This is a genomic window from Salmonella sp. SAL04157 (genome assembly GCF_046551635.1).
GTDB classification, from domain to species: domain Bacteria; phylum Pseudomonadota; class Gammaproteobacteria; order Enterobacterales; family Enterobacteriaceae; genus Salmonella; species Salmonella enterica.
The window spans coordinates 330,227-349,685 of record NZ_JBGDVS010000002.1 but is presented as its reverse complement, the minus strand read 5'-3'; the positions used below and the strand labels follow the sequence as shown (position 1 = coordinate 349,685).

Genomic DNA, 19,459 nt, shown 5'->3' with positions numbered 1-19,459 from the left:
CGCGCTATGGTAGCGCTCATTCCCTGATGTGGTAAGTATCACTGTCTGAATTACCGCGCCTTTGCTCAGAATCCAGACAGTTTTATCCCTCAGCGTCAGAAATAACGCACAAACGGCGTGGGGTCGGGGGTACTGATCGTCGTTGACGCTTTGAGCTGCGGCGTGCCGAGATAGAGAAAACCAACAATTTTATCCTGAGGGCGGCACTCAAAGGCTTCCCGCACGATAGCGCTCTCCGTTAATGCACCGCTACGCCAGATACCATTAAACCCTTGCGCAATCGCCGCCATTTGCATCGCCATCACCGCGCATCCGGCAGACATCTCCTGTTCCCACACCGGAACCTTATGGTTTTCTTCGCATTTCGCCACCACGGTAATGATCAGCGGTGCGCGAAACGGCGCATTACGCGCTTTTTCGATCGCTTTCTCATCGCCCCCGGCAGCGACAGCGCCTTGTTCAAGCACGGCGCTGAAGCGGTCGCGCCCCTCTCCTTCAATCACAAAAAAACGCCACGGCTGTAGAGATTTATGATCGGGAACACGCATTCCCGCCCGCAGAATGTTCTGTAATTGCTCTCCGACAGGCGCCGGTTCTGCGAGACGAGAGGCGCTACGACGGTTGATCAGCAGTTCTAGTGCATCCATTTGATTAACTCCAGCAATGATATTTATTCACAAAATTAACACGGGAGCGGATTTTGTTACAGCGCAGGCAGTGATTCCTGCTGACAACTGCCTGATGGGTCATTACGATAGCCACATCTTAATGCTTTATCCTCACCAAGGTATAAGCGTTGTTACTCAGATAGGGAGAATACATGCGAACCCTGTGGCGATTTATTGCCGGATTTTTTAAATGGACGTGGCGAGTGTTGAACTTCGTCCGTGAAATGGTACTCAACCTGTTCTTTATTTTTTTGGTTCTGGTGGGCGTTGGGATCTGGATGCAGATCGGTAACGGCAGCAACAGTGAGCAAACGGCGCGCGGCGCTTTGCTGCTGGATATTTCCGGCGTCATTGTGGATAAACCCTCCACCAATCACCGTCTGGGCGCGCTGGGTCGCCAGTTATTTGGCGCCAGCTCCGACCGTCTGCAGGAAAACTCCCTGTTTGACATCGTCAACGCTATTCGTCAGGCGAAAGATGACCGTAACATCACTGGTATCGTTCTGGATCTGAAAAACTTCACCGGCGCCGATCAGCCGTCAATGCGCTATATCGGTAAAGCGCTGCGCGAATTCCGCGACAGCGGCAAACCGGTTTTCGCCGTGGGTGAAAACTACAGCCAGGGTCAGTATTACCTCGCCAGTTTCGCCAATAAAATTTGGCTTTCCCCACAGGGTCAGGTAGATCTTCACGGCTTCGCTACGAATGGCCTGTACTACAAAACGCTGCTGGATAAACTGAAAGTCTCTACCCACGTTTTCCGGGTCGGCACCTATAAATCCGCCGTCGAGCCGTTTATCCGCGACGATATGTCGCCCGCCGCCCGCGAGGCCGACAGCCGCTGGATAGGCGAACTGTGGCAGAACTACCTGCATACCGTTTCCGCCAATCGCCAGATTTCGCCGCAACAACTCTTCCCCGGCGCGCAGGCTATTATCGACGGGTTAACCAGCGTGGGCGGCGACACCGCCAAATATGCGCTCGACCATAAACTGGTGGACGCCCTCGCCTCCAGCGCAGATGTTGAAAAAGCGCTGACGAAGCAGTTTGGCTGGAGCAAAACCGAAAATAACTATCGCGCGATCAGCTATTACGATTATTCGCTGAAAACGCCTGCGGATACCGGCGGTACTATTGCGGTTATTTTCGCCAATGGCGCGATTATGGATGGCGAAGAAACGCCAGGGAATGTCGGCGGCGACACTACGGCATCGCAGATCCGCGACGCACGCCTTGATCCTAAAGTGAAAGCGATTGTGCTGCGCGTCAATAGCCCAGGCGGTAGCGTCAACGCCTCCGAAGTTATCCGCGCCGAACTGGCGGCAGCAAGAGCGGCTGGCAAACCGGTGGTGGTCTCAATGGGCGGTATGGCGGCCTCCGGCGGTTACTGGATCTCTACGCCGGCAAACTATATCGTGGCCAGCCCCAGCACGCTGACGGGTTCAATTGGCATCTTCGGCGTCATCAATACGGTAGAAAACAGCCTGTCGTCGATTGGCGTACACAGCGACGGCGTTTCCACCTCGCCACTGGCGGATATTTCGATGACCAAAGCGCTGTCACCGGAAGTGCAGCAGATGATGCAACTCAGTATTGAGTACGGCTACAAACGCTTTATCACACTGGTGGCAGACGCGCGTAAGCGTACGCCGGAGCAGATTGATAAAATCGCACAGGGCCATGTCTGGACCGGAGAAGACGCGAAAGCCAATGGTCTGGTGGACAGTCTCGGCGACTTTGACGACGCCGTCGCCAAAGCGGCGGAGCTGGCGAAACTGAAACAGTGGCATCTTGATTACTATCAGGACGAACCGACGGTCCTTGATATGGTCATGGACAGTATGACCGGATCAGTACGCGCCATGCTGCCGGAGGCCATTCAGGTGATGCTCCCGGCGCCGCTCGTTTCTGCCGCCAACACGGTGAAGGCCGAGGGGGATAAACTGGCGGTATTTAACGATCCGCAAAACCGTTATGCGTTCTGTTTGACTTGCGCGAACGTTCGCTAATGCTTCATCAATAGCCATACCGGATGGCGGCGTCTGCTCATAGCCGCCATCCAATAATCATTAATACGTCCTTCGCGACACGACTGAACATTATCATGCAAAAGAAATCAATTTACGTTGCCTATACCGGCGGTACTATCGGTATGCAGCGCTCAGATAAAGGGTATATCCCGGTGTCCGGGCACCTTCAGCGCCAGCTGGCGCTGATGCCGGAATTCCACCGCCCGGAGATGCCGGATTTTACCATCCATGAATATGCCCCGCTGATGGATTCATCAGATATGACGCCGGAAGACTGGCAGCATATCGCTGCAGATATCAAAGCGCACTACGATGAGTATGACGGTTTTGTTATTCTGCACGGCACCGACACGATGGCGTTTACCGCATCGGCGCTCTCTTTCATGCTGGAAAATCTGGGTAAACCGGTTATTGTGACAGGGTCACAAATTCCGCTGGCTGAGCTCCGCTCCGACGGGCAAATTAATTTGCTGAATGCGCTTTATGTCGCCGCCAACTACCCTATTAATGAAGTAACGCTGTTTTTTAATAATCGTCTGTTCCGCGGCAATCGCACGACCAAAGCCCATGCGGATGGTTTTGACGCTTTTGCCTCTCCTAATCTGCCGCCCTTGCTGGAAGCAGGAATTCACATTCGCCGTTTAAATACGCCTCCCGCGCCCTACGGTTCTGGTGAATTAATCGTTCACCCTATTACGCCGCAGCCGATAGGCGTAGTGACGATTTATCCGGGGATTTCCGCCGAGGTAGTACGTAACTTTCTGCGTCAGCCGGTAAAAGCGCTGATTCTGCGCTCTTATGGCGTAGGCAACGCGCCGCAAAATAAAGCGTTTTTACAGGAGCTGAAAGAGGCCAGTTCGCGCGGCATCGTGGTGGTTAACCTGACGCAATGCATGTCAGGGCGAGTCAATATGGGCGGGTACGCTACCGGTAATGCACTGGCGCACGCTGGCGTGATTGGCGGTGCCGATATGACCGTCGAAGCCACCTTAACCAAACTGCATTATTTGTTAAGCCAGGGTCTGGACACTCAGGCGATTCGTAGCGCGATGGCGCAAAACTTGCGTGGTGAATTGACGCCGGATGATTAAAAAATCCCGACGACAAGGAGAAGATAATGACAAACCGGGCCTTATTACTGGTCGACTTGCAAAATGACTTTTGCGCCGGCGGCGCGCTGGCTGTAGCGGAAGGCGACAGCACCATCGACATCGCCAACGCTCTTATTGACTGGTGCCAGCCCCGGCAGATTCCGGTGCTGGCCAGCCAGGACTGGCATCCCGCGCAGCATGGCAGCTTCGCCAGCCAGCATCAGGCGGAACCCTATAGTCAGGGAAAGCTGGACGGGCTGCCGCAAACGCTCTGGCCGGATCACTGCGTTCAACATACCGACGGCGCGGCGTTACATCCCCTGCTTAACCAACATGCGATTGACGCCTGCATCTATAAGGGTGAAAACCCGCTGATTGATAGCTACAGCGCGTTTTTTGACAACGAACATCGGCAGAAAACTACCCTTGATACCTGGCTTCGCGAGCATGACGTTACCGAGCTTATCGTGATGGGGTTGGCGACCGATTACTGCGTAAAATTTACGGTGCTGGATGCGCTAGAGTTGGGCTATGCCGTTAACGTTATCACCGATGGCTGTCGCGGCGTGAATATTCACCCGCAGGATAGCGCACACGCGTTTATGGAGATGGCGGCGGCAGGCGCGACGCTGTATACGCTGGCAGACTGGGAAGAGACGCAGGGCCAGGCTGTCGCCAGGTAGCGGAGCAGGTATCGTATCCGGTCAATACATCACGCAACGGTGAGACCATTGCATAGATCTTTGGGCCGGATACGTCACGTCAGCGTCGCTACCAGGCAAAGCTCAACGCAGGCTGGAGAGCGCTTCTAACAAAACAGATTAAAAAGCGCGGGCTGGCTGGCGCAATGTTCTGGGAATAAGGCACCGATGACAATAATCAGTTAGCGACACAGTTGGCGGACTCGCTGGACATTAAGCGTAATGGGTAAAAATATGGCGGGCCTGTGCCTGACAGCAATGTGCAGGCCCGGTAAGCACAACGCATCGGCAATGAAACCGCCGGATGGCGGCTACCTCTTATCCGGCTGCCGTTACTGCATTTTCAATGTCGCAATCGGCTTTGACGTAATACCGAAATCCGCTTTGAGCTGCTGCTTGCTTTTCATCACCATCTGACCGTGAGTATCGATCGTCATATGTTGCGCTTCGGTATTGTGCCGCGCCTGCCATAGCATCACCAGCTGTAGGCTGTTTTCTTTCTGTTCCGGCGTCAACGCCACGCCATCCGGCCATTTACCCAGCTCAACGGCGGTGGATAAACGTTGATACACTTCCGGCGTCATGCTGTTAATGATCTCATCAAGATTCATGATGTGTCCGCTCCTGTGGAATAATTTGCTGAATCGTTTTTTCAACCTTTCAGTTGATCGCCGTTTTTCTCGTCAGAAAAGGCCAGCGAGGCCGAATTAACGCAATAGCGCTCACCGGTTGGCTGCGGCCCGTCCGGGAAAACGTGTCCGAGATGCGCATCACAGTTTCCGCAACGAATTTCGACACGCTGCATGCCATGAGAAAAATCGTCTATGTAACGAATCGCCTCTTCGCTGACAGGCTGGTAAAAGCTAGGCCAGCCGCAGCCTGAATCGTATTTGGTGTGGGAGTGAAAAAGCGGCGTATCACAGACCAGGCAGTGATAAACCCCATCGCGTTTATTATGTAGCAGGCGTCCGGTAAATGGCGGTTCTGTGCCACGATCCTGCGTCACGTAGAATTGCATTTCGGACAATTTTTTCTTGAGTTCTTCTGCTGAAGGTTGGTTAGCCATTTGCTCACATCTCACTTTAAACGTGCTCACATTGCCTGACCGATTCTAACAAAACATTAACACCTCAGTACCAACTTTTGTTCTAAACTTGATCATTGCGAAATGGCGGCTCATGAATCGTGACTGATGTCACATTATTATCTCGGTTGCCCTTTAAAATTCGGGGCGGCGCCCCCATGTGGTTTCAAGCCGAAAGGAAGAGTGAGGCGAATCAGCCGCGCAAAGGCCGCGCAAAGGTTGTGCAGAGGATTGATTTGTCGCAATGATTGACACGATTCCGCTTGACGCTGCGTAAGGTTTTTGTAATTTTACAGGCAACCTTTTATTCACTAACAAATAGCTGGTGGAATATATGACTATCAAAGTAGGTATCAACGGTTTTGGCCGTATCGGTCGCATTGTTTTCCGTGCTGCTCAGAAACGTTCTGACATCGAGATCGTTGCAATCAACGACCTGTTAGACGCAGAGTACATGGCATACATGCTGAAATATGACTCCACTCACGGCCGTTTCGACGGTACTGTTGAAGTGAAAGACGGTCATCTGATCGTTAACGGTAAAAAAATCCGTGTTACCGCTGAACGCGATCCGGCTAACCTGAAATGGGACGAAGTTGGTGTTGACGTAGTGGCTGAAGCTACCGGTATCTTCCTGACTGACGAAACCGCGCGTAAACACATCACCGCTGGCGCGAAAAAAGTGGTTCTGACGGGTCCGTCTAAAGACAACACCCCAATGTTTGTTAAAGGCGCTAACTTTGACAAATACGAAGGCCAGGACATCGTTTCCAACGCTTCCTGCACCACCAACTGCCTGGCGCCGCTGGCTAAAGTTATCAACGACAACTTCGGCATCATCGAAGGTCTGATGACTACTGTTCACGCGACTACCGCAACCCAGAAAACCGTTGACGGCCCGTCTCACAAAGACTGGCGCGGCGGCCGCGGCGCATCTCAGAACATCATCCCGTCCTCTACTGGCGCTGCTAAAGCGGTAGGTAAAGTACTGCCTGAACTGAATGGCAAACTGACTGGTATGGCGTTCCGCGTTCCGACTCCGAACGTATCCGTTGTTGACCTGACCGTTCGTCTGGAAAAAGCGGCTACCTACGAGCAGATCAAAGCTGCTGTTAAAGCTGCTGCCGAAGGCGAAATGAAAGGCGTTCTGGGTTACACCGAAGACGACGTTGTATCTACCGATTTCAACGGCGAAGTATGCACTTCCGTGTTCGATGCTAAAGCAGGCATCGCGCTGAACGACAACTTCGTGAAACTGGTCTCCTGGTACGATAACGAAACCGGTTACTCCAACAAAGTACTGGACCTGATTGCTCACATCTCCAAATAAGTTGAGATGACACAGTCATTGGTAAGAGCGACTCAGGTCGCTCTTTTTTTTGCTTAAAGATATACCCGTCATACTTCAAGTTGCAGGTGTGTTGGCTATGCTTTCTCACCCGAATCACTGACGGAAGTCGAACTTATCGGGATGAATCAGGGATGTCCCTGGCCGTAGGTTACCTACGATTGTTCAAATTCGTTCCCGATGAATTTGTCGTTCACTTGCCGCGTTACTCGGCCTGCGGCCCCGCCTCTACGGGCCAGCGCAAGCACTGGTCAAGGCACAAGCGCCTTGTCATGCAACTCGAATTATTTAGGGTTAAGAGGATTGCGTAATGATTAATAAAATTTTTGCCCTCCCGGTTATCGAACAGCTTACCCCTGTCCTTTCCCGTCGTCAGCTTGATGACCTGGATCTGATCGTCGTTGACCATCCGCAGGTTAAAGCCTCTTTTGCATTACAGGGCGCGCACCTTCTCTCCTGGAAACCCGTTGGCGAGGAAGAGGTATTGTGGCTCAGTAATAATACGCCTTTCAAAACCGGCGTGGCGCTACGCGGCGGCGTACCGATCTGCTGGCCCTGGTTTGGACCTGCGGCTCAACAGGGTCTGCCGTCACACGGCTTTGCGCGTAATCTACCGTGGGCGCTAAAAGCGCATAATGAAGATGATAATGGCGTAATGCTGACATTTGAGCTGCAAAGCAGTGAGGCCACCCGGAAATACTGGCCGCACGATTTCACGCTGCTGGCACGTTTTAAAGTGGGCAAAACCTGTGAAATTGAACTGGAAGCGCATGGCGAGTTTGCAACCACATCCGCGCTCCACAGCTATTTTAACGTTGGCGACATCGCCAACGTTAAGGTCAGCGGACTCGGCGATCGGTTTATTGATAAAGTTAACGACGCTAAAGAAGGTGTCCTGACCGACGGTATGCAAACCTTTCCGGACCGTACCGATCGCGTTTACCTCAATCCTGAAGCATGTAGCGTGATCCACGATGCGACATTAAACCGCACGATTGATGTGGTCCACCACCACCATCTTAACGTCGTAGGCTGGAACCCTGGCCCGGCGTTGTCCGTCAGCATGGGCGACATGCCGGATGACGGCTATAAAACGTTTGTCTGCGTTGAAACGGCTTATGCTACTGCGCCGCAACAAGCCACAGAAGAAAAACCCTCTCGTCTGGCGCAGACTATCTGCGTCGCAAAACGCTAAAAGTGAATGGATAACGGCGTTGCTATAGGCTCTGGAAGGCGTCAGCCGCCATCAGGCATGACCTGCCGGATGGCGGCGCTTACGCATTTTATCCGGCGTCACACCATATCCAACGCGGTTTTCCCTTTTGGCGCAGGCCAGGCGTTGTCCAGTAAGGCAAGTTCGTTTGCTGACAAGGCGATCTCAAGCGCCGCCGCATTTTGCTTCACGTGTTCTGTACTTCCGGCTTTCGGGATCGCCATCACGCTCGGATGCGCAATCACCCACGTCAGTAAGATTTGCGCCGCCGTAGCGTTATGCGCTTGCGCAATTTCATTCACCACCGGATGATTCAGTAAACCGCTACGTAATCGGCCAGCCTGCGCCAGCGGGCTATAGGCCATCACTGGCATTCGCTGTTGTTGACACCACGGCAATAAATCATACTCAATACCGCGTGACGCCAGATGATAGAGCACCTGATTTGTCGCGCATTGCTGTCCCCCAGGGATGCGCCACAGCGCCTGCATATCGTCATAAGCAAGATTAGAGACTCCCCAACGGCGAATTTTCCCCTGCGCGATTAGCCGCTCCATACCTTCAACGGTCTCTTCGAATGAAAAGTTTCCGGCCCAGTGCAATAGATAGAGATCGAGATAATCTGTTTTCAGACGACGCAGGCTTTCCTCACAGGCGGCAACTATCTTCTGGCCGCCAGCGTTCCACGGGTACACTTTTGACACCAGAAATGCCTCATCGCGTCGCCCTGCCAGCGCCTCGCCCACGACCTTTTCCGCCCCGCCGTCGGCATACATTTCCGCCGTATCAATAAGGCGTAACCCCAAATCCAGCCCCACGCGCAGCGCCGAAACCTCGCGCTGACGTTGATCCGCGCGCTCGCCCATATACCATGTTCCCTGTCCGATGGCAGGAAGCGTCACCTGCCCGCAAAACGTTACGTTTTTCACTGATTTCATTTCCTTTTCAATGTCACTCGACGGTAAAACAATACAGGACTCTTAGACCCTACGGTAATGTCCGGCATCATACCGCGCAAGGGGGCGATTTTCTTGTCACTGACGAACGTCATCCGCAATCATGTCGACGATGCGGGTAATATGCGCGGCGGGTCGCTGATTCAGTAATAATTGACGCATCACATTCATATAGGGCGTCACATGTTGAAAGAACTCCAGATATCCTTTACAGAGATAATTTTGCCGTTCGCCGCCGTCCATGCAAATTCGATGTTTCGGACAACCGCCGTGACAGGCAAAGCGCCACGTACAGTTCTGGCAGCGTGAGGAAAGGTTTGCTTTAGCCGCGCCAAACTGCTGCTGAAAAGAAGAAGCCGCCATTTCTTCTAAAGAGTGTTGCTGCAGATTGCCCAGTTTATAGGCGGGAAAAACAAAATGGTCACAGCTAAACACGTCGCCATTCTGCTCCACCAGCAAACTTTGCCCGCAGGTCGACTGCATCGTACAAAGCGTGGCGGGCTCCCCCATCCAGACGCCAAGTAAGTTGTCAAAAAGCTGTACGAATATGCGTCCGACATCGTGACGTATCCATTGATCAAAAACATCGCACATAAAGGCGCCCCACCCTTCAGGCGTGACGGAAAAGGGCATCAGCGAAGGCGAATCCTCATTGTCAGATAACGTCAAAGAACGCTGCGTTTTTTGCGCGAGCGGCTCAACAATGGGAATAAATTGCAGGTGTTTACTTTCCAATTCCTGCGTCAAAAAATGATAAATAGCGTTGCCATGACGGCATGACACATCATTCACGACAGTGAGCGTGTTGAACTCGACATCATTTGCCTGCAGAAGGCGGATAGCATTAACGACACGGGAAAAAGACGCCCGCCCTGACGGCGTTTTCCGGTAATTATCATGAACGACTTGCGGCCCATCAATCGATATACCAATCAGGAACTGGTGCTGCGCAAAGAAAGCCGCCCATTCTTCATTGATTAATACGCCATTGGTTTGCAGACTGTTGTAAATAGTTTTGCCGTTGGCATAGCGTTGCTGCAAGCGCACCACTTTTTGGTAAAAAGAAAGACCGCATAGCGTCGGCTCTCCCCCCTGCCAACAAAACGAGACCTCTGAGGATGGCGTATCATCAATTACCCGGCGGATATACGTCTCCAGCACATCGTCAGACATGACGCGCTGGCCCCGGGGTTTATCAAGATAGAAACAGTACTTGCAGGATAAGTTACACAGACTGCCGCTGGGCTTGGCTACGGTATTGAATACTATGCTCATTCGTCTTACTCGCTGTGAAGAATGGGTATAGCATAAGCGGGACGTGACAGGGCGATATCAGCCAGCATTGCAACAATTATTACGCTAATTGTTAGCACAGTTGTAATCACCTGGATTTTTCATATAAAAGGCTAGTTTTTTAAATTGATGTAACAAAGTATAAATCACATAAGGCTGCGCCATACCCGGTCAACAGCGCATTTATGCAAGCCGCCATGTTCGCGTTTCAGACAGCACAAAGCCTGCATAACGCAGGCTTTGTCATGGTTTTTCTGGCAAATTCAATCAATCAGAATCTATAGGTCACGCCAGTAGAAAGGATACCGGTCCAGGATTTATCCACCATCGGGCTATCGGTAATTTCATCCGACAGACGGGTGTAGCGCGCAGTACCATATACGCTCCAGTTACCGGCGAAATTATAGTTAGCGCTCAGTTCAAGATACGGGTTCCAGCTATCGTTCGGGTTATAGCCGCGCAGGCCGCTACGCGAAGATTCTTTACGTGATACGCCGTAATAGTAATCGTTCTGGTTCTCGCTATTCCATTCAACCCCGATACCTGGCGTTAAGGTCAGCCCGCCATTGGTATACCGATAAAGCCAGGCCAGATCCCAGACAATACCGTTACTGTTATCCAACGTATCCCCTGCCAGTGAGGTACGCAGGAATCCATACTGGGTGTGATGCGCGTAAGAAACGCCCGCCATCATAGTACTTTTACGCCTGTCCAGACGACGCAACTGATGGTCATCGCTGTCGCCCGGTTTGAAGTACATCGGGGACCAGTATGCCATGATTGACAACTTATCGGCATTGTCATTCCACAAGTAGTACCCGCCGCCCAGACCACGGAACCAGAAGTTTTCGCTTTCATAAGCGATGACCGGTATCGGATAAACATCGCTATCGTAATCTTTATAAGGGTGTTCAACCACACCAACGCCTGCGCCCAACGTCAGGTTGCTTTCAGCGTGCGCGACGCTGGCGGATGTTGCAATAAACACGCCAAGAGCCAGAAGTTTAAGTTTGGTCACAATCCATAATTCCTTATTCAAATGTTCTGCGGCAAAAGTGTAACCGCCAATACCTGTAAGCCCAACTATTTTACACAATGTAACCGTTTAATATCACCATCACCGATTATTTTCAGATGATCGGCTGATGATCGTTATGTGACCGGGAACGCTTTTTCTGATATCCACCAGCCTTTTCTACCTGATGAGTTATTGATATGTCATCGAAATCCACTGACGCGTACAGGCAAGTTTTGCAAATGCCATCTACGCTTAATGTTAAGAAGGTGTATCACCGGACACGTTGATCTTCTGGCCAATAAAATGGCATGAGAGTTGCTTTTTTTTTTCCTTAGCAGAGACGGCGTTCAGTCTACCTCTTCCGGGAGCCTCTACTATTCATATGAACGGCTCTTAACATGTGCGAAAAAACGAAAGGATGGCATATCATGAATATATTCGATCACTATCGCCAGCGTTACGAAGCTGCCAAGGACGAAGAGTTCACACTGCAGGATTTTCTTACCATTTGTCGGCAAGATCGCAGTGCTTATGCCAACGCGGCAGAGCGGCTATTAATGGCTATCGGCGAGCCTAATATGGTCGACACTGCCCAGGAACCCCGACTTTCCCGACTCTTCTCCAACCGGGTTATTGCTCGCTATCCTGCGTTTGAAGAGTTTTACGGCATGGAAGACGCGATTGAACAGATTGTCTCTTATCTGAAACATGCGGCGCAAGGGCTGGAAGAGAAGAAACAAATTCTCTATTTGCTGGGACCTGTGGGGGGTGGCAAATCATCGCTCGCTGAACGGCTGAAATCGCTAATGCAGCGCGTGCCAATTTATGTTTTAAGCGCCAACGGCGAGCGTAGCCCGGTCAACGATCATCCGTTATGCCTGTTTAATCCGCAGGAAGACGCGCAGATTCTGGAAAAAGAGTACGGTATTCCGCGCCGCTATCTCGGTACGATTATGTCCCCGTGGGCGGCCAAACGCCTGCATGAGTTTGGCGGCGATATTACTAAATTCCGCGTGGTGAAAGTCTGGCCCTCCATTCTGGAGCAGATTGCCATCGCCAAAACGGAACCCGGCGATGAAAACAACCAGGATATTTCGGCGCTGGTCGGCAAGGTGGATATTCGTAAACTCGAACATCACGCCCAGAATGATCCGGATGCGTATGGTTACTCTGGCGCGCTGTGCCGCGCTAACCAGGGGATCATGGAGTTCGTCGAGATGTTTAAAGCGCCTATTAAGGTGCTGCACCCCTTGCTGACCGCAACCCAGGAAGGTAACTACAATGGTACGGAAGGTATTTCCGCCCTGCCCTTTAATGGCATCATACTTGCCCACTCAAACGAATCTGAATGGGTGACTTTCCGTAACAATAAAAATAACGAAGCGTTCCTCGACCGTGTCTATATTGTGAAGGTGCCTTATTGCCTGCGAATCTCCGAAGAGATCAAAATCTACGAGAAACTACTTAATCATAGCGAGCTGGCTCATGCGCCCTGCGCGCCGGGCACATTGGAAACGCTTTCGCGCTTCTCGATTCTTTCCCGCCTTAAAGAGCCGGAAAATTCCAGTATTTACTCGAAAATGCGCGTTTATGACGGTGAAAGCCTGAAAGATACCGACCCCAAAGCTAAATCGTACCAGGAGTATCGCGACTATGCGGGTGTGGATGAAGGGATGAACGGTCTCTCCACCCGATTCGCCTTTAAGATCCTCTCCCGCGTATTCAACTTCGACCATGCGGAAGTGGCGGCAAACCCGGTGCATCTGTTCTACGTTCTGGAACAACAAATCGAGCGCGAGCAGTTCCCGCAGGAGCAAGCTGAGCGTTATCTGGAGTTCCTGAAAGGCTACCTGATCCCGAAATACGCCGAATTTATCGGCAAGGAGATCCAGACGGCCTATCTCGAATCTTACTCTGAGTATGGGCAGAACATTTTTGATCGTTACGTGACTTATGCGGATTTCTGGATTCAGGATCAGGAGTATCGCGACCCGGATACCGGTCAACTGTTCGATCGCGAGTCGCTGAACGCCGAACTGGAGAAAATTGAGAAGCCGGCGGGTATCAGTAACCCGAAAGATTTCCGTAACGAGATCGTCAACTTTGTCCTGCGCGCCAGAGCCAACAATAGCGGCCGTAATCCAAACTGGACCAGTTACGAGAAGCTGCGCACGGTGATTGAGAAAAAAATGTTCTCTAATACTGAAGAGCTGTTGCCGGTCATTTCTTTTAACGCCAAAACATCGACTGACGAGCAGAAAAAGCATGACGACTTTGTCGATCGGATGATGGAGAAAGGGTATACCCGTAAGCAGGTTCGTTTGCTGTGCGAGTGGTACCTGCGCGTGCGTAAATCGTCGTGATGTTAATGCCCGATGGCGCTTGCGCTTACCGGGCCTACAAAGTAATGTTCTGTAGACTGGCTAAGCGTTAGCGCTATTCGGCACTGACAGAACAGGCGCTCAGTTGGCAGTACGGGGGGCATATGACCTGGTTCATAGACCGACGTCTTAACGGCAAAAATAAAAGCACGGTGAATCGCCAGCGCTTTTTGCGCCGTTATAAAGCACAAATTAAGCAGTCGATTTCCGAAGCGATTAATAAACGCTCTGTGACCGATGTCGACAGCGGAGAGTCCGTCTCTATTCCAACCGATGATATTAGCGAACCGATGTTTCATCAGGGGCGCGGCGGTCTGCGCCATCGCGTCCATCCGGGTAACGATCACTTTATCCAGAATGATCGCATTGAGCGTCCGCAAGGCGGTGGTGGCGGCGGTTCCGGCAGCGGTCAAGGTCAGGCCAGCCAGGACGGCGAAGGCCAGGATGAGTTTGTTTTTCAGATTTCAAAAGATGAGTATCTGGATCTGCTCTTTGAAGATTTAGCGCTGCCTAATCTGAAAAAAAACCAGCATCGCCAGCTTAACGAGTATAAAACTCACCGCGCCGGTTTCACCTCAAACGGCGTGCCGGCCAATATCAGCGTGGTACGTTCGCTACAAAACTCTCTGGCGCGACGTACAGCAATGACGGCAGGAAAACGCCGCGAACTGCACGCGCTGGAAACGGAACTGGAGACCATCAGCCATAGCGAACCAGCGCAACTGCTTGAAGAGGAGCGGTTACGTCGGGAGATTGCCGAACTGCGGGCTAAAATCGAGCGGGTGCCGTTTATCGACACCTTTGATTTACGCTATAAAAATTATGAAAAACGGCCTGAACCCTCCAGCCAGGCGGTAATGTTCTGTCTGATGGACGTCTCGGGTTCGATGGACCAGGCAACCAAAGATATGGCCAAGCGTTTTTACATTCTGCTCTATCTGTTTTTGAGCCGAACGTATAAGAACGTAGAGGTGGTTTATATCCGCCACCATACCCAGGCGAAGGAAGTGGACGAACATGAGTTCTTTTATTCGCAAGAGACCGGCGGGACGATTGTCTCCAGCGCGCTTAAACTCATGGATGAAGTAGTTAAAGAGCGCTACGACCCCGGTCAGTGGAACATCTATGCGGCGCAAGCGTCAGACGGTGATAACTGGGCCGACGATTCACCGCTGTGTCATGAGATTCTGGCGAAAAAGCTGCTGCCGGTAGTGCGCTATTACAGCTATATCGAGATTACCCGCCGCGCCCACCAGACCTTATGGCGCGAGTATGAACATCTGCAGGCGACGTTCGATAACTTCGCCATGCAGCATATTCGCGATCAGGAGGATATTTATCCGGTATTCCGCGAATTGTTTCAGAAACAGAGCGCCAATCAAAACGTATAAATAAACCCGCCCGTTCATATGTCGGGCGGATTTTAATAAACCTGGTGTTCGGTTTTTATGACTGAAGCAATTACCCGCGAATAGTCTGAATGAAGGTATTCCGGCATATCGGGTAATTTAACCCATTAATAGAATTCCATCATGTTAATATCACCAACACCAAGGCCAAGGCTGATATCCAAGATGTTCTGGTTGCCCCACTCCAGGAGGAAGAATGTGACAGGCAGGGACTGTATCAAAAACATGATCAAGAACATGTGAAAAAGGATTATCCGCCATCGCCGACGACGTAAAACCTGCTGCCAGTAATGCAAAAAATAAAATCACAGCCATCTCTTTAAATCGTTTCATAGTGCCTCCGAACGGAAGTACATTATTATCCTTACCACTTCACACTCCTTTCATCATCATAATAAAGGTTATTTTCTTTTTGTCACAAATAGATCAGTATTGTTGGTTAAAAATTTAGTTTTTATCACAATAGTCACACACGAAAATATAAACACAGCGTATTAATTGGTTTATTAAACCGAGAATGATTTTTATTCCATAACATCAACACGTTTTATTTTTAAACAGTCTATTAGAGGAATTCTCATCGCTATGGTAAACTAACGCATCCGACTTTCAGGGCTGTAGTTCATCATGAATTTGCATCATAAAGCGCTCAGGCACTTTATCTCGGCAAGCGTCATCGTTTTGACATCGTCCTTCCTGATTTACGAACTTATTGCCAGCGACAGGGCAATGAATGCCTATATGCGTTATATCATGGAGAGAGCCGATTCGTCGTTTTTGTACGATAAGTACCAGAATCAGAGCATCGCCGCACATTTGATGCGAACTTTTGAAGCGCCGGGAGACCCCGTCACCGCAGAAAAACGCCGCGCGTTTTGCGACGCCTTTGAGGCTATTAACGGTACGCACGGCGTCAACCTGACCCGGCATAATTATCCGGCGCTACATGGTACCCTGCAAACCGCCGCTACACAGTGTACCGATAATCTTGATGACGCCCTTTTACTGCCTGCATTTGATCAGGCGGTAAGCATCAACCGTTCGCAGGACGACCACAGTCACGGGCTGGGCACACTGGAGCTTAAATTCCGTTATTACGTTGATTTAAATAAACATTATGTCTATTTCTATGATTTAATCAACTCACGGCGCTTCGCCATGCATCGTTGGACTTTTTTACAAAAAGGTACAATGGGTATTAACAGAAAAGATATAGATAAACTTTTTACCGGCCGTACGGTTATTTCAAGTATTTACATGGATGATATTACCCAGGAAAACGTCATGAGCTTTTTAACGCCAGTCTATCTGGCGGGAACGTTAAAAGGTATCGTGATGGTGGATGTTAACCAGGATAATTTAAAAAATATTTTTTATACCCAGGACCGTCCTCTGGTTTGGCGTTATCTTAACGTAACACTAAAGGATCTGGATTCCGGAAAAGAAATTATTATTAATCAAAGCAAAAATAATCTGTTTCAATATGTGAATTATAGCCATGATATCCCTGGTGGACTGCGCGTTTCGTTGTCCCTTGATTTAACCTATTTCCTTGTCTCGTCCTGGAAAGCGCTGGCCTTTTACTTACTGGCAACGGCGATCCTGCTTAATATGGTACGGATGCACTTTCGGCTTTATCGCAACGTCACACGCGAAAATATTAGCGATGCCATGACCGGGCTTTACAACCGTAAAATATTAACACCGGAGCTGGAACAGCGATTGCAACGCCTGGTCAATACCGGGACGCCGGTGACATTTGTCGCTATTGATTGCGATAGGTTAAAACTGATCAACGATACCCAGGGGCACCAGGAAGGCGACCGAATTATTACCCTGTTGGCGAAAGCGATTAAAACATCGATTCGTAAAAGCGATTACGCCATTCGCCTCGGCGGCGATGAGTTCTGTATTATTCTTGTTGATTACGCGGCGGATTTGGCTATCCATCTGCCGGAGCGTATTATTCGTAACCTGCAAATTATCGCACCGGATAAGACAGTCCATTTTTCTGCCGGGATTTATAATATGCAGCCCAATGATACGATTAATGATGCCTACCAGGCTTCCGATGCGCAGCTCTATCTGAACAAACAACAAAAACAACATCGTTCATCATAGTGCTTCGCAGTAAATGTTCATATTACACCAGGAGTGAGAAATGGCCGAAATGACTGAAGTCGCGAAGGGTGTCGCTACACACCAACGTTTAGTGGCTTTATTAACCCAGGAGAACGCACGCTATCGTGTAGTGAGCCATGAAGCGGTAGGAAAATGCGAAGCGGTTTCTGAAATACGCGGTACTGCGCTGGGCCAGGGCGCAAAAGCGCTGGTCTGTAAAGTCAAAGGCAACGGCGTCAACCAGCACGTTCTTGCTATTCTGGCGGCCGATCAGCAAGCCGACCTCTCTCAGCTTGCTTCACATCTGGGCGGCTTACGCGCTTCCCTTGCCAGCCCGGCGGAAGTCGATATGCTGACCGGCTGCGTTTTTGGCGCGATCCCGCCTTTCAGTTTTCACCCCAATCTGAAACTGGTCGCCGATCCGCTCCTGTTTGAGCGTTTCGATGAAATTGCTTTTAATGCCGGCCTGCTGGAAAAATCAGTCATTATGAATACACAGGACTATCTGCGCATCGCCCGACCAGAACTGGCAGTCTTCCGCCGCTTACAGTCATCGCCAACGGCTTAGAGCCTATCCCCTTCAAGGAGCAATATAGACACAACGATAATGATAAAAATGGCGAAAAACGACGCCGTTATCATCAGCGCTTCAAGAAACGGTGGATCGTACATAATTGTATCCTCAGGAAGACAACAATGACGGTTCACCTGTTAGCAATACGCGGCGTTGATGGCAATTTAATGACCACGCCGTTTTTCACGTAAAGATTGTCTTTCAGGCAGTTGCCTGAAATCCGCATCAATCGTTAAAAAGGCCTGTGCGCTTTGCCGTTTGGGCGTAAAGTAGTCAGGCTTACTTTTTGGCAAGGAAACCATAATGTTTGATGTCACTTTGCTGATCCTGCTCGGACTGGCAGCTCTGGGATTTATCAGCCACAACACCACTGTCGCCGTCTCAATTCTGGTGCTGATTATTGTCCGCGTAACCCCGTTGAATACCTTTTTTCCCTGGATTGAAAAACAGGGACTCACCGTCGGGATTATCATTCTGACCATCGGCGTGATGGCGCCCATCGCCAGCGGAACCCTACCGCCCTCCACATTGATCCACTCTTTTGTGAACTGGAAATCGCTGGTCGCGATTGCCGTCGGCGTTTTCGTCTCCTGGCTGGGCGGTCGCGGCATTACGCTGATGGGAAACCAACCGCAGCTCGTCGCCGGGCTGCTGGTCGGTACGGTACTTGGCGTCGCGCTGTTTCGCGGCGTGCCGGTCGGCCCACTGATTGCGGCGGGGCTGGTCTCTTTAATTGTGGGGAAGCAGTAACTCGCCCGTCAGATACTGGCCTGGCGTCTGCCCCAGGCCTTTTTTAAACATGGTAATGAATGCCGTGGTGGAATCATAACCCAGCATTTGCGCCGTCTGCTGTACATTACGTCCCGCGATCAGCGCTTGTAGCGCCAGGATTAATTGCAACTGATGACGCCAGCGACGAAAGCTTAGTCCCGTCTCTTTGACGACCAGCCGGGCAAGGTTACGCTCGCTCATCGCGAATACGCTGGCCCACTGCCCTAACGTATTCCATCGCGCGGGCTCCTGCGCCATTGTCTCAACCATTTGGCGGATTTTCGGATGCCCCGATACTGGTAATTGCAATTGTTCCTGCGGCTGCTGCGGCAGTTCATCAAACAACACCTGAATAAGGCGCTGCGTTGGCATTTGCGCTCTTTCGGGATCGGTTCTGCGCGCCAGCGACAAAATCAACTCCCGGCATAACGGCGAAATTTTCAGCGTGCAGCAACGCTCCGGCATGACGACCGCTGCAGGTTCAATAAATAAAAAGCACAGCTCCGCCCCTGCGGTCACATGATTACTGTGCGGCAGCGAGCCAGGGAGCCAGACGGCATACTGGGGCGGAACCATCCACATCGCATTTTCCACCTCGCAGGTAATCGCGCCGTGCAGAGCGAGGATCTACTGTCCCTTGCGATGCTGATGGCGAGGGCTAAACAGTTCATCATCCCTGGCGCGAATACAAAAGGCCACAGCGGCATCGTGGTGAAGGTCGGGATCGTAACCGTCCAGTCTCAGGCCAATCATTATATTGTCCGATTTTAGCGATAAATTGTCATTTTAGCTTGATTCATC

Annotated in this window: 18 protein-coding genes and 1 pseudogene; 10 read left to right on the top strand and 9 right to left on the bottom strand. The window is 50.9% G+C overall.

Features of this window, described 5'->3' with window-relative positions; genetic code table 11:
• Positions 1 to 95 precede the first annotated feature (95 nt).
• Complete coding sequence (locus ACLJRE_RS05320) at positions 96 to 647, bottom strand: NAD(P)H nitroreductase (RefSeq protein ID WP_023212251.1); 552 nt, start codon at positions 645 to 647, stop codon at positions 96 to 98.
• Between the two features lie 173 nt (positions 648 to 820).
• Between ACLJRE_RS05320 and sppA the strand changes: the two genes are divergently transcribed.
• From sppA to pncA, 3 genes are all read left to right on the top strand, one after another.
• Positions 821 to 2,677: a signal peptide peptidase SppA gene (sppA, locus tag ACLJRE_RS05315; protein WP_023212252.1), complete on the top strand. Its 1,857-nt coding sequence runs from the start codon at positions 821 to 823 to the stop codon at positions 2,675 to 2,677.
• Between the two features lie 95 nt (positions 2,678 to 2,772).
• The gene (gene ansA, locus ACLJRE_RS05310; protein ID WP_001170134.1) at positions 2,773 to 3,789 is read left to right on the top strand and encodes an asparaginase; all 1,017 of its coding nucleotides are present in this window, start codon (positions 2,773 to 2,775) and stop codon (positions 3,787 to 3,789) included.
• A 26-nt stretch (positions 3,790 to 3,815) separates the two neighbouring features.
• Entirely contained in the window at positions 3,816 to 4,472 is a 657-nt protein-coding gene (gene pncA, locus ACLJRE_RS05305) for a bifunctional nicotinamidase/pyrazinamidase (protein WP_000184707.1), read from the top strand.
• A 350-nt stretch (positions 4,473 to 4,822) separates the two neighbouring features.
• On the opposite strand, the gene ACLJRE_RS05300 is transcribed toward pncA, so the two are convergent.
• Both ACLJRE_RS05300 and msrB read right to left on the bottom strand, forming a co-directional pair.
• Entirely contained in the window at positions 4,823 to 5,101 is a 279-nt protein-coding gene (locus ACLJRE_RS05300; protein ID WP_001046864.1) for a YeaC family protein, read from the bottom strand.
• Positions 5,102 to 5,142: 41 nt separating this feature from the next.
• Positions 5,143 to 5,556: a peptide-methionine (R)-S-oxide reductase MsrB gene (gene msrB, locus ACLJRE_RS05295; protein ID WP_001519539.1), complete on the bottom strand. Its 414-nt coding sequence runs from the start codon at positions 5,554 to 5,556 to the stop codon at positions 5,143 to 5,145.
• A gap of 352 nt (positions 5,557 to 5,908) precedes the next feature.
• Between msrB and gapA the strand changes: the two genes are divergently transcribed.
• Together gapA and ACLJRE_RS05285 are read left to right on the top strand one after the other, a co-directional pair.
• A complete protein-coding gene (gapA, locus tag ACLJRE_RS05290; RefSeq protein WP_000153505.1) occupies positions 5,909 to 6,904 on the top strand; it encodes a glyceraldehyde-3-phosphate dehydrogenase in 996 nt (331 codons plus the stop codon).
• Between the two features lie 328 nt (positions 6,905 to 7,232).
• On the top strand, positions 7,233 to 8,117 hold the full coding sequence (locus ACLJRE_RS05285) for a D-hexose-6-phosphate mutarotase (RefSeq protein ID WP_000608663.1): 885 nt from the start codon (positions 7,233 to 7,235) through the stop codon (positions 8,115 to 8,117).
• 98 nt (positions 8,118 to 8,215) lie between these two features.
• Here ACLJRE_RS05285 and ACLJRE_RS05280 read toward each other — a convergent pair whose 3' ends face one another.
• The 3 genes from ACLJRE_RS05280 to ACLJRE_RS05270 all read right to left on the bottom strand — a co-directional run bounded on the left by ACLJRE_RS05280 (position 8,216) and on the right by ACLJRE_RS05270 (position 11,402).
• Entirely contained in the window at positions 8,216 to 9,073 is an 858-nt protein-coding gene (locus tag ACLJRE_RS05280; RefSeq protein ID WP_000843754.1) for an aldo/keto reductase, read from the bottom strand.
• 96 nt (positions 9,074 to 9,169) lie between these two features.
• A complete protein-coding gene (locus tag ACLJRE_RS05275) occupies positions 9,170 to 10,366 on the bottom strand; it encodes an anaerobic sulfatase maturase (RefSeq protein ID WP_000029250.1) in 1,197 nt (398 codons plus the stop codon).
• Between the two features lie 289 nt (positions 10,367 to 10,655).
• Positions 10,656 to 11,402 (bottom strand): MipA/OmpV family protein, encoded by a 747-nt coding sequence (locus ACLJRE_RS05270; RefSeq protein ID WP_000163762.1) that lies wholly within the window; start codon positions 11,400 to 11,402, stop codon positions 10,656 to 10,658.
• 428 nt (positions 11,403 to 11,830) lie between these two features.
• Between ACLJRE_RS05270 and yeaG the strand changes: the two genes are divergently transcribed.
• Both yeaG and ACLJRE_RS05260 read left to right on the top strand, forming a co-directional pair.
• On the top strand, positions 11,831 to 13,765 hold the full coding sequence (yeaG, locus tag ACLJRE_RS05265) for a protein kinase YeaG (RefSeq protein ID WP_001518010.1): 1,935 nt from the start codon (positions 11,831 to 11,833) through the stop codon (positions 13,763 to 13,765).
• Between the two features lie 122 nt (positions 13,766 to 13,887).
• The gene (locus tag ACLJRE_RS05260; protein ID WP_000219713.1) at positions 13,888 to 15,174 is read left to right on the top strand and encodes a YeaH/YhbH family protein; all 1,287 of its coding nucleotides are present in this window, start codon (positions 13,888 to 13,890) and stop codon (positions 15,172 to 15,174) included.
• 150 nt (positions 15,175 to 15,324) lie between these two features.
• On the opposite strand, the gene ACLJRE_RS05255 is transcribed toward ACLJRE_RS05260, so the two are convergent.
• Entirely contained in the window at positions 15,325 to 15,525 is a 201-nt protein-coding gene (locus ACLJRE_RS05255; RefSeq protein WP_129462523.1) for a hypothetical protein, read from the bottom strand.
• A 294-nt stretch (positions 15,526 to 15,819) separates the two neighbouring features.
• Here ACLJRE_RS05255 and dgcJ point away from each other — a divergent pair, with 294 nt between their 5' ends.
• Positions 15,820 to 17,313, top strand: a complete 1,494-nt coding sequence (gene dgcJ, locus ACLJRE_RS05250; RefSeq protein ID WP_023212253.1) for a diguanylate cyclase DgcJ — start codon at positions 15,820 to 15,822, stop codon at positions 17,311 to 17,313.
• 49 nt (positions 17,314 to 17,362) lie between these two features.
• Complete coding sequence (locus tag ACLJRE_RS05245; protein ID WP_161970696.1) at positions 17,363 to 17,881, top strand: YbaK/prolyl-tRNA synthetase associated domain-containing protein; 519 nt, start codon at positions 17,363 to 17,365, stop codon at positions 17,879 to 17,881.
• On the opposite strand, the gene yoaI is transcribed toward ACLJRE_RS05245, so the two are convergent.
• Positions 17,878 to 17,985 (bottom strand): small membrane protein YoaI, encoded by a 108-nt coding sequence (yoaI, locus tag ACLJRE_RS05240; protein WP_000272235.1) that lies wholly within the window; start codon positions 17,983 to 17,985, stop codon positions 17,878 to 17,880. The genes ACLJRE_RS05245 and yoaI overlap by 4 nt on opposite strands.
• A 205-nt stretch (positions 17,986 to 18,190) precedes the next feature.
• On the opposite strand from yoaI, the gene ACLJRE_RS05235 reads away from it, so the two are divergent.
• Positions 18,191 to 18,637: a DUF441 domain-containing protein gene (locus ACLJRE_RS05235; protein WP_000460698.1), complete on the top strand. Its 447-nt coding sequence runs from the start codon at positions 18,191 to 18,193 to the stop codon at positions 18,635 to 18,637.
• Here the strand turns inward: ACLJRE_RS05235 and ACLJRE_RS05230 are convergent.
• Positions 18,617 to 19,411, bottom strand: a pseudogene (locus tag ACLJRE_RS05230) (AraC family transcriptional regulator). The gene ACLJRE_RS05235 and the pseudogene ACLJRE_RS05230 overlap by 21 nt on opposite strands.
• Positions 19,412 to 19,459: the final 48 nt, after the last annotated feature.

Coding starts and splice junctions, on each gene's coding strand:
- ACLJRE_RS05235 (WP_000460698.1), top strand. CDS start 18,191: ATGTTTGATGTCACTTTGCTGATCCTGCTCGGACTGGCAGCTCTGGGA.
- gapA (WP_000153505.1), top strand. CDS start 5,909: ATGACTATCAAAGTAGGTATCAACGGTTTTGGCCGTATCGGTCGCATT.
- ACLJRE_RS05255 (WP_129462523.1), bottom strand. CDS start 15,525: ATGAAACGATTTAAAGAGATGGCTGTGATTTTATTTTTTGCATTACTG.
- ACLJRE_RS05275 (WP_000029250.1), bottom strand. CDS start 10,366: ATGAGCATAGTATTCAATACCGTAGCCAAGCCCAGCGGCAGTCTGTGT.
- ACLJRE_RS05285 (WP_000608663.1), top strand. CDS start 7,233: ATGATTAATAAAATTTTTGCCCTCCCGGTTATCGAACAGCTTACCCCT.
- yeaG (WP_001518010.1), top strand. CDS start 11,831: ATGAATATATTCGATCACTATCGCCAGCGTTACGAAGCTGCCAAGGAC.
- ansA (WP_001170134.1), top strand. CDS start 2,773: ATGCAAAAGAAATCAATTTACGTTGCCTATACCGGCGGTACTATCGGT.
- sppA (WP_023212252.1), top strand. CDS start 821: ATGCGAACCCTGTGGCGATTTATTGCCGGATTTTTTAAATGGACGTGG.
- yoaI (WP_000272235.1), bottom strand. CDS start 17,985: ATGTACGATCCACCGTTTCTTGAAGCGCTGATGATAACGGCGTCGTTT.
- dgcJ (WP_023212253.1), top strand. CDS start 15,820: ATGAATTTGCATCATAAAGCGCTCAGGCACTTTATCTCGGCAAGCGTC.
- pncA (WP_000184707.1), top strand. CDS start 3,816: ATGACAAACCGGGCCTTATTACTGGTCGACTTGCAAAATGACTTTTGC.
- ACLJRE_RS05280 (WP_000843754.1), bottom strand. CDS start 9,073: ATGAAATCAGTGAAAAACGTAACGTTTTGCGGGCAGGTGACGCTTCCT.
- ACLJRE_RS05260 (WP_000219713.1), top strand. CDS start 13,888: ATGACCTGGTTCATAGACCGACGTCTTAACGGCAAAAATAAAAGCACG.
- ACLJRE_RS05300 (WP_001046864.1), bottom strand. CDS start 5,101: ATGAATCTTGATGAGATCATTAACAGCATGACGCCGGAAGTGTATCAA.
- ACLJRE_RS05320 (WP_023212251.1), bottom strand. CDS start 647: ATGGATGCACTAGAACTGCTGATCAACCGTCGTAGCGCCTCTCGTCTC.
- ACLJRE_RS05245 (WP_161970696.1), top strand. CDS start 17,363: ATGACTGAAGTCGCGAAGGGTGTCGCTACACACCAACGTTTAGTGGCT.
- msrB (WP_001519539.1), bottom strand. CDS start 5,556: ATGGCTAACCAACCTTCAGCAGAAGAACTCAAGAAAAAATTGTCCGAA.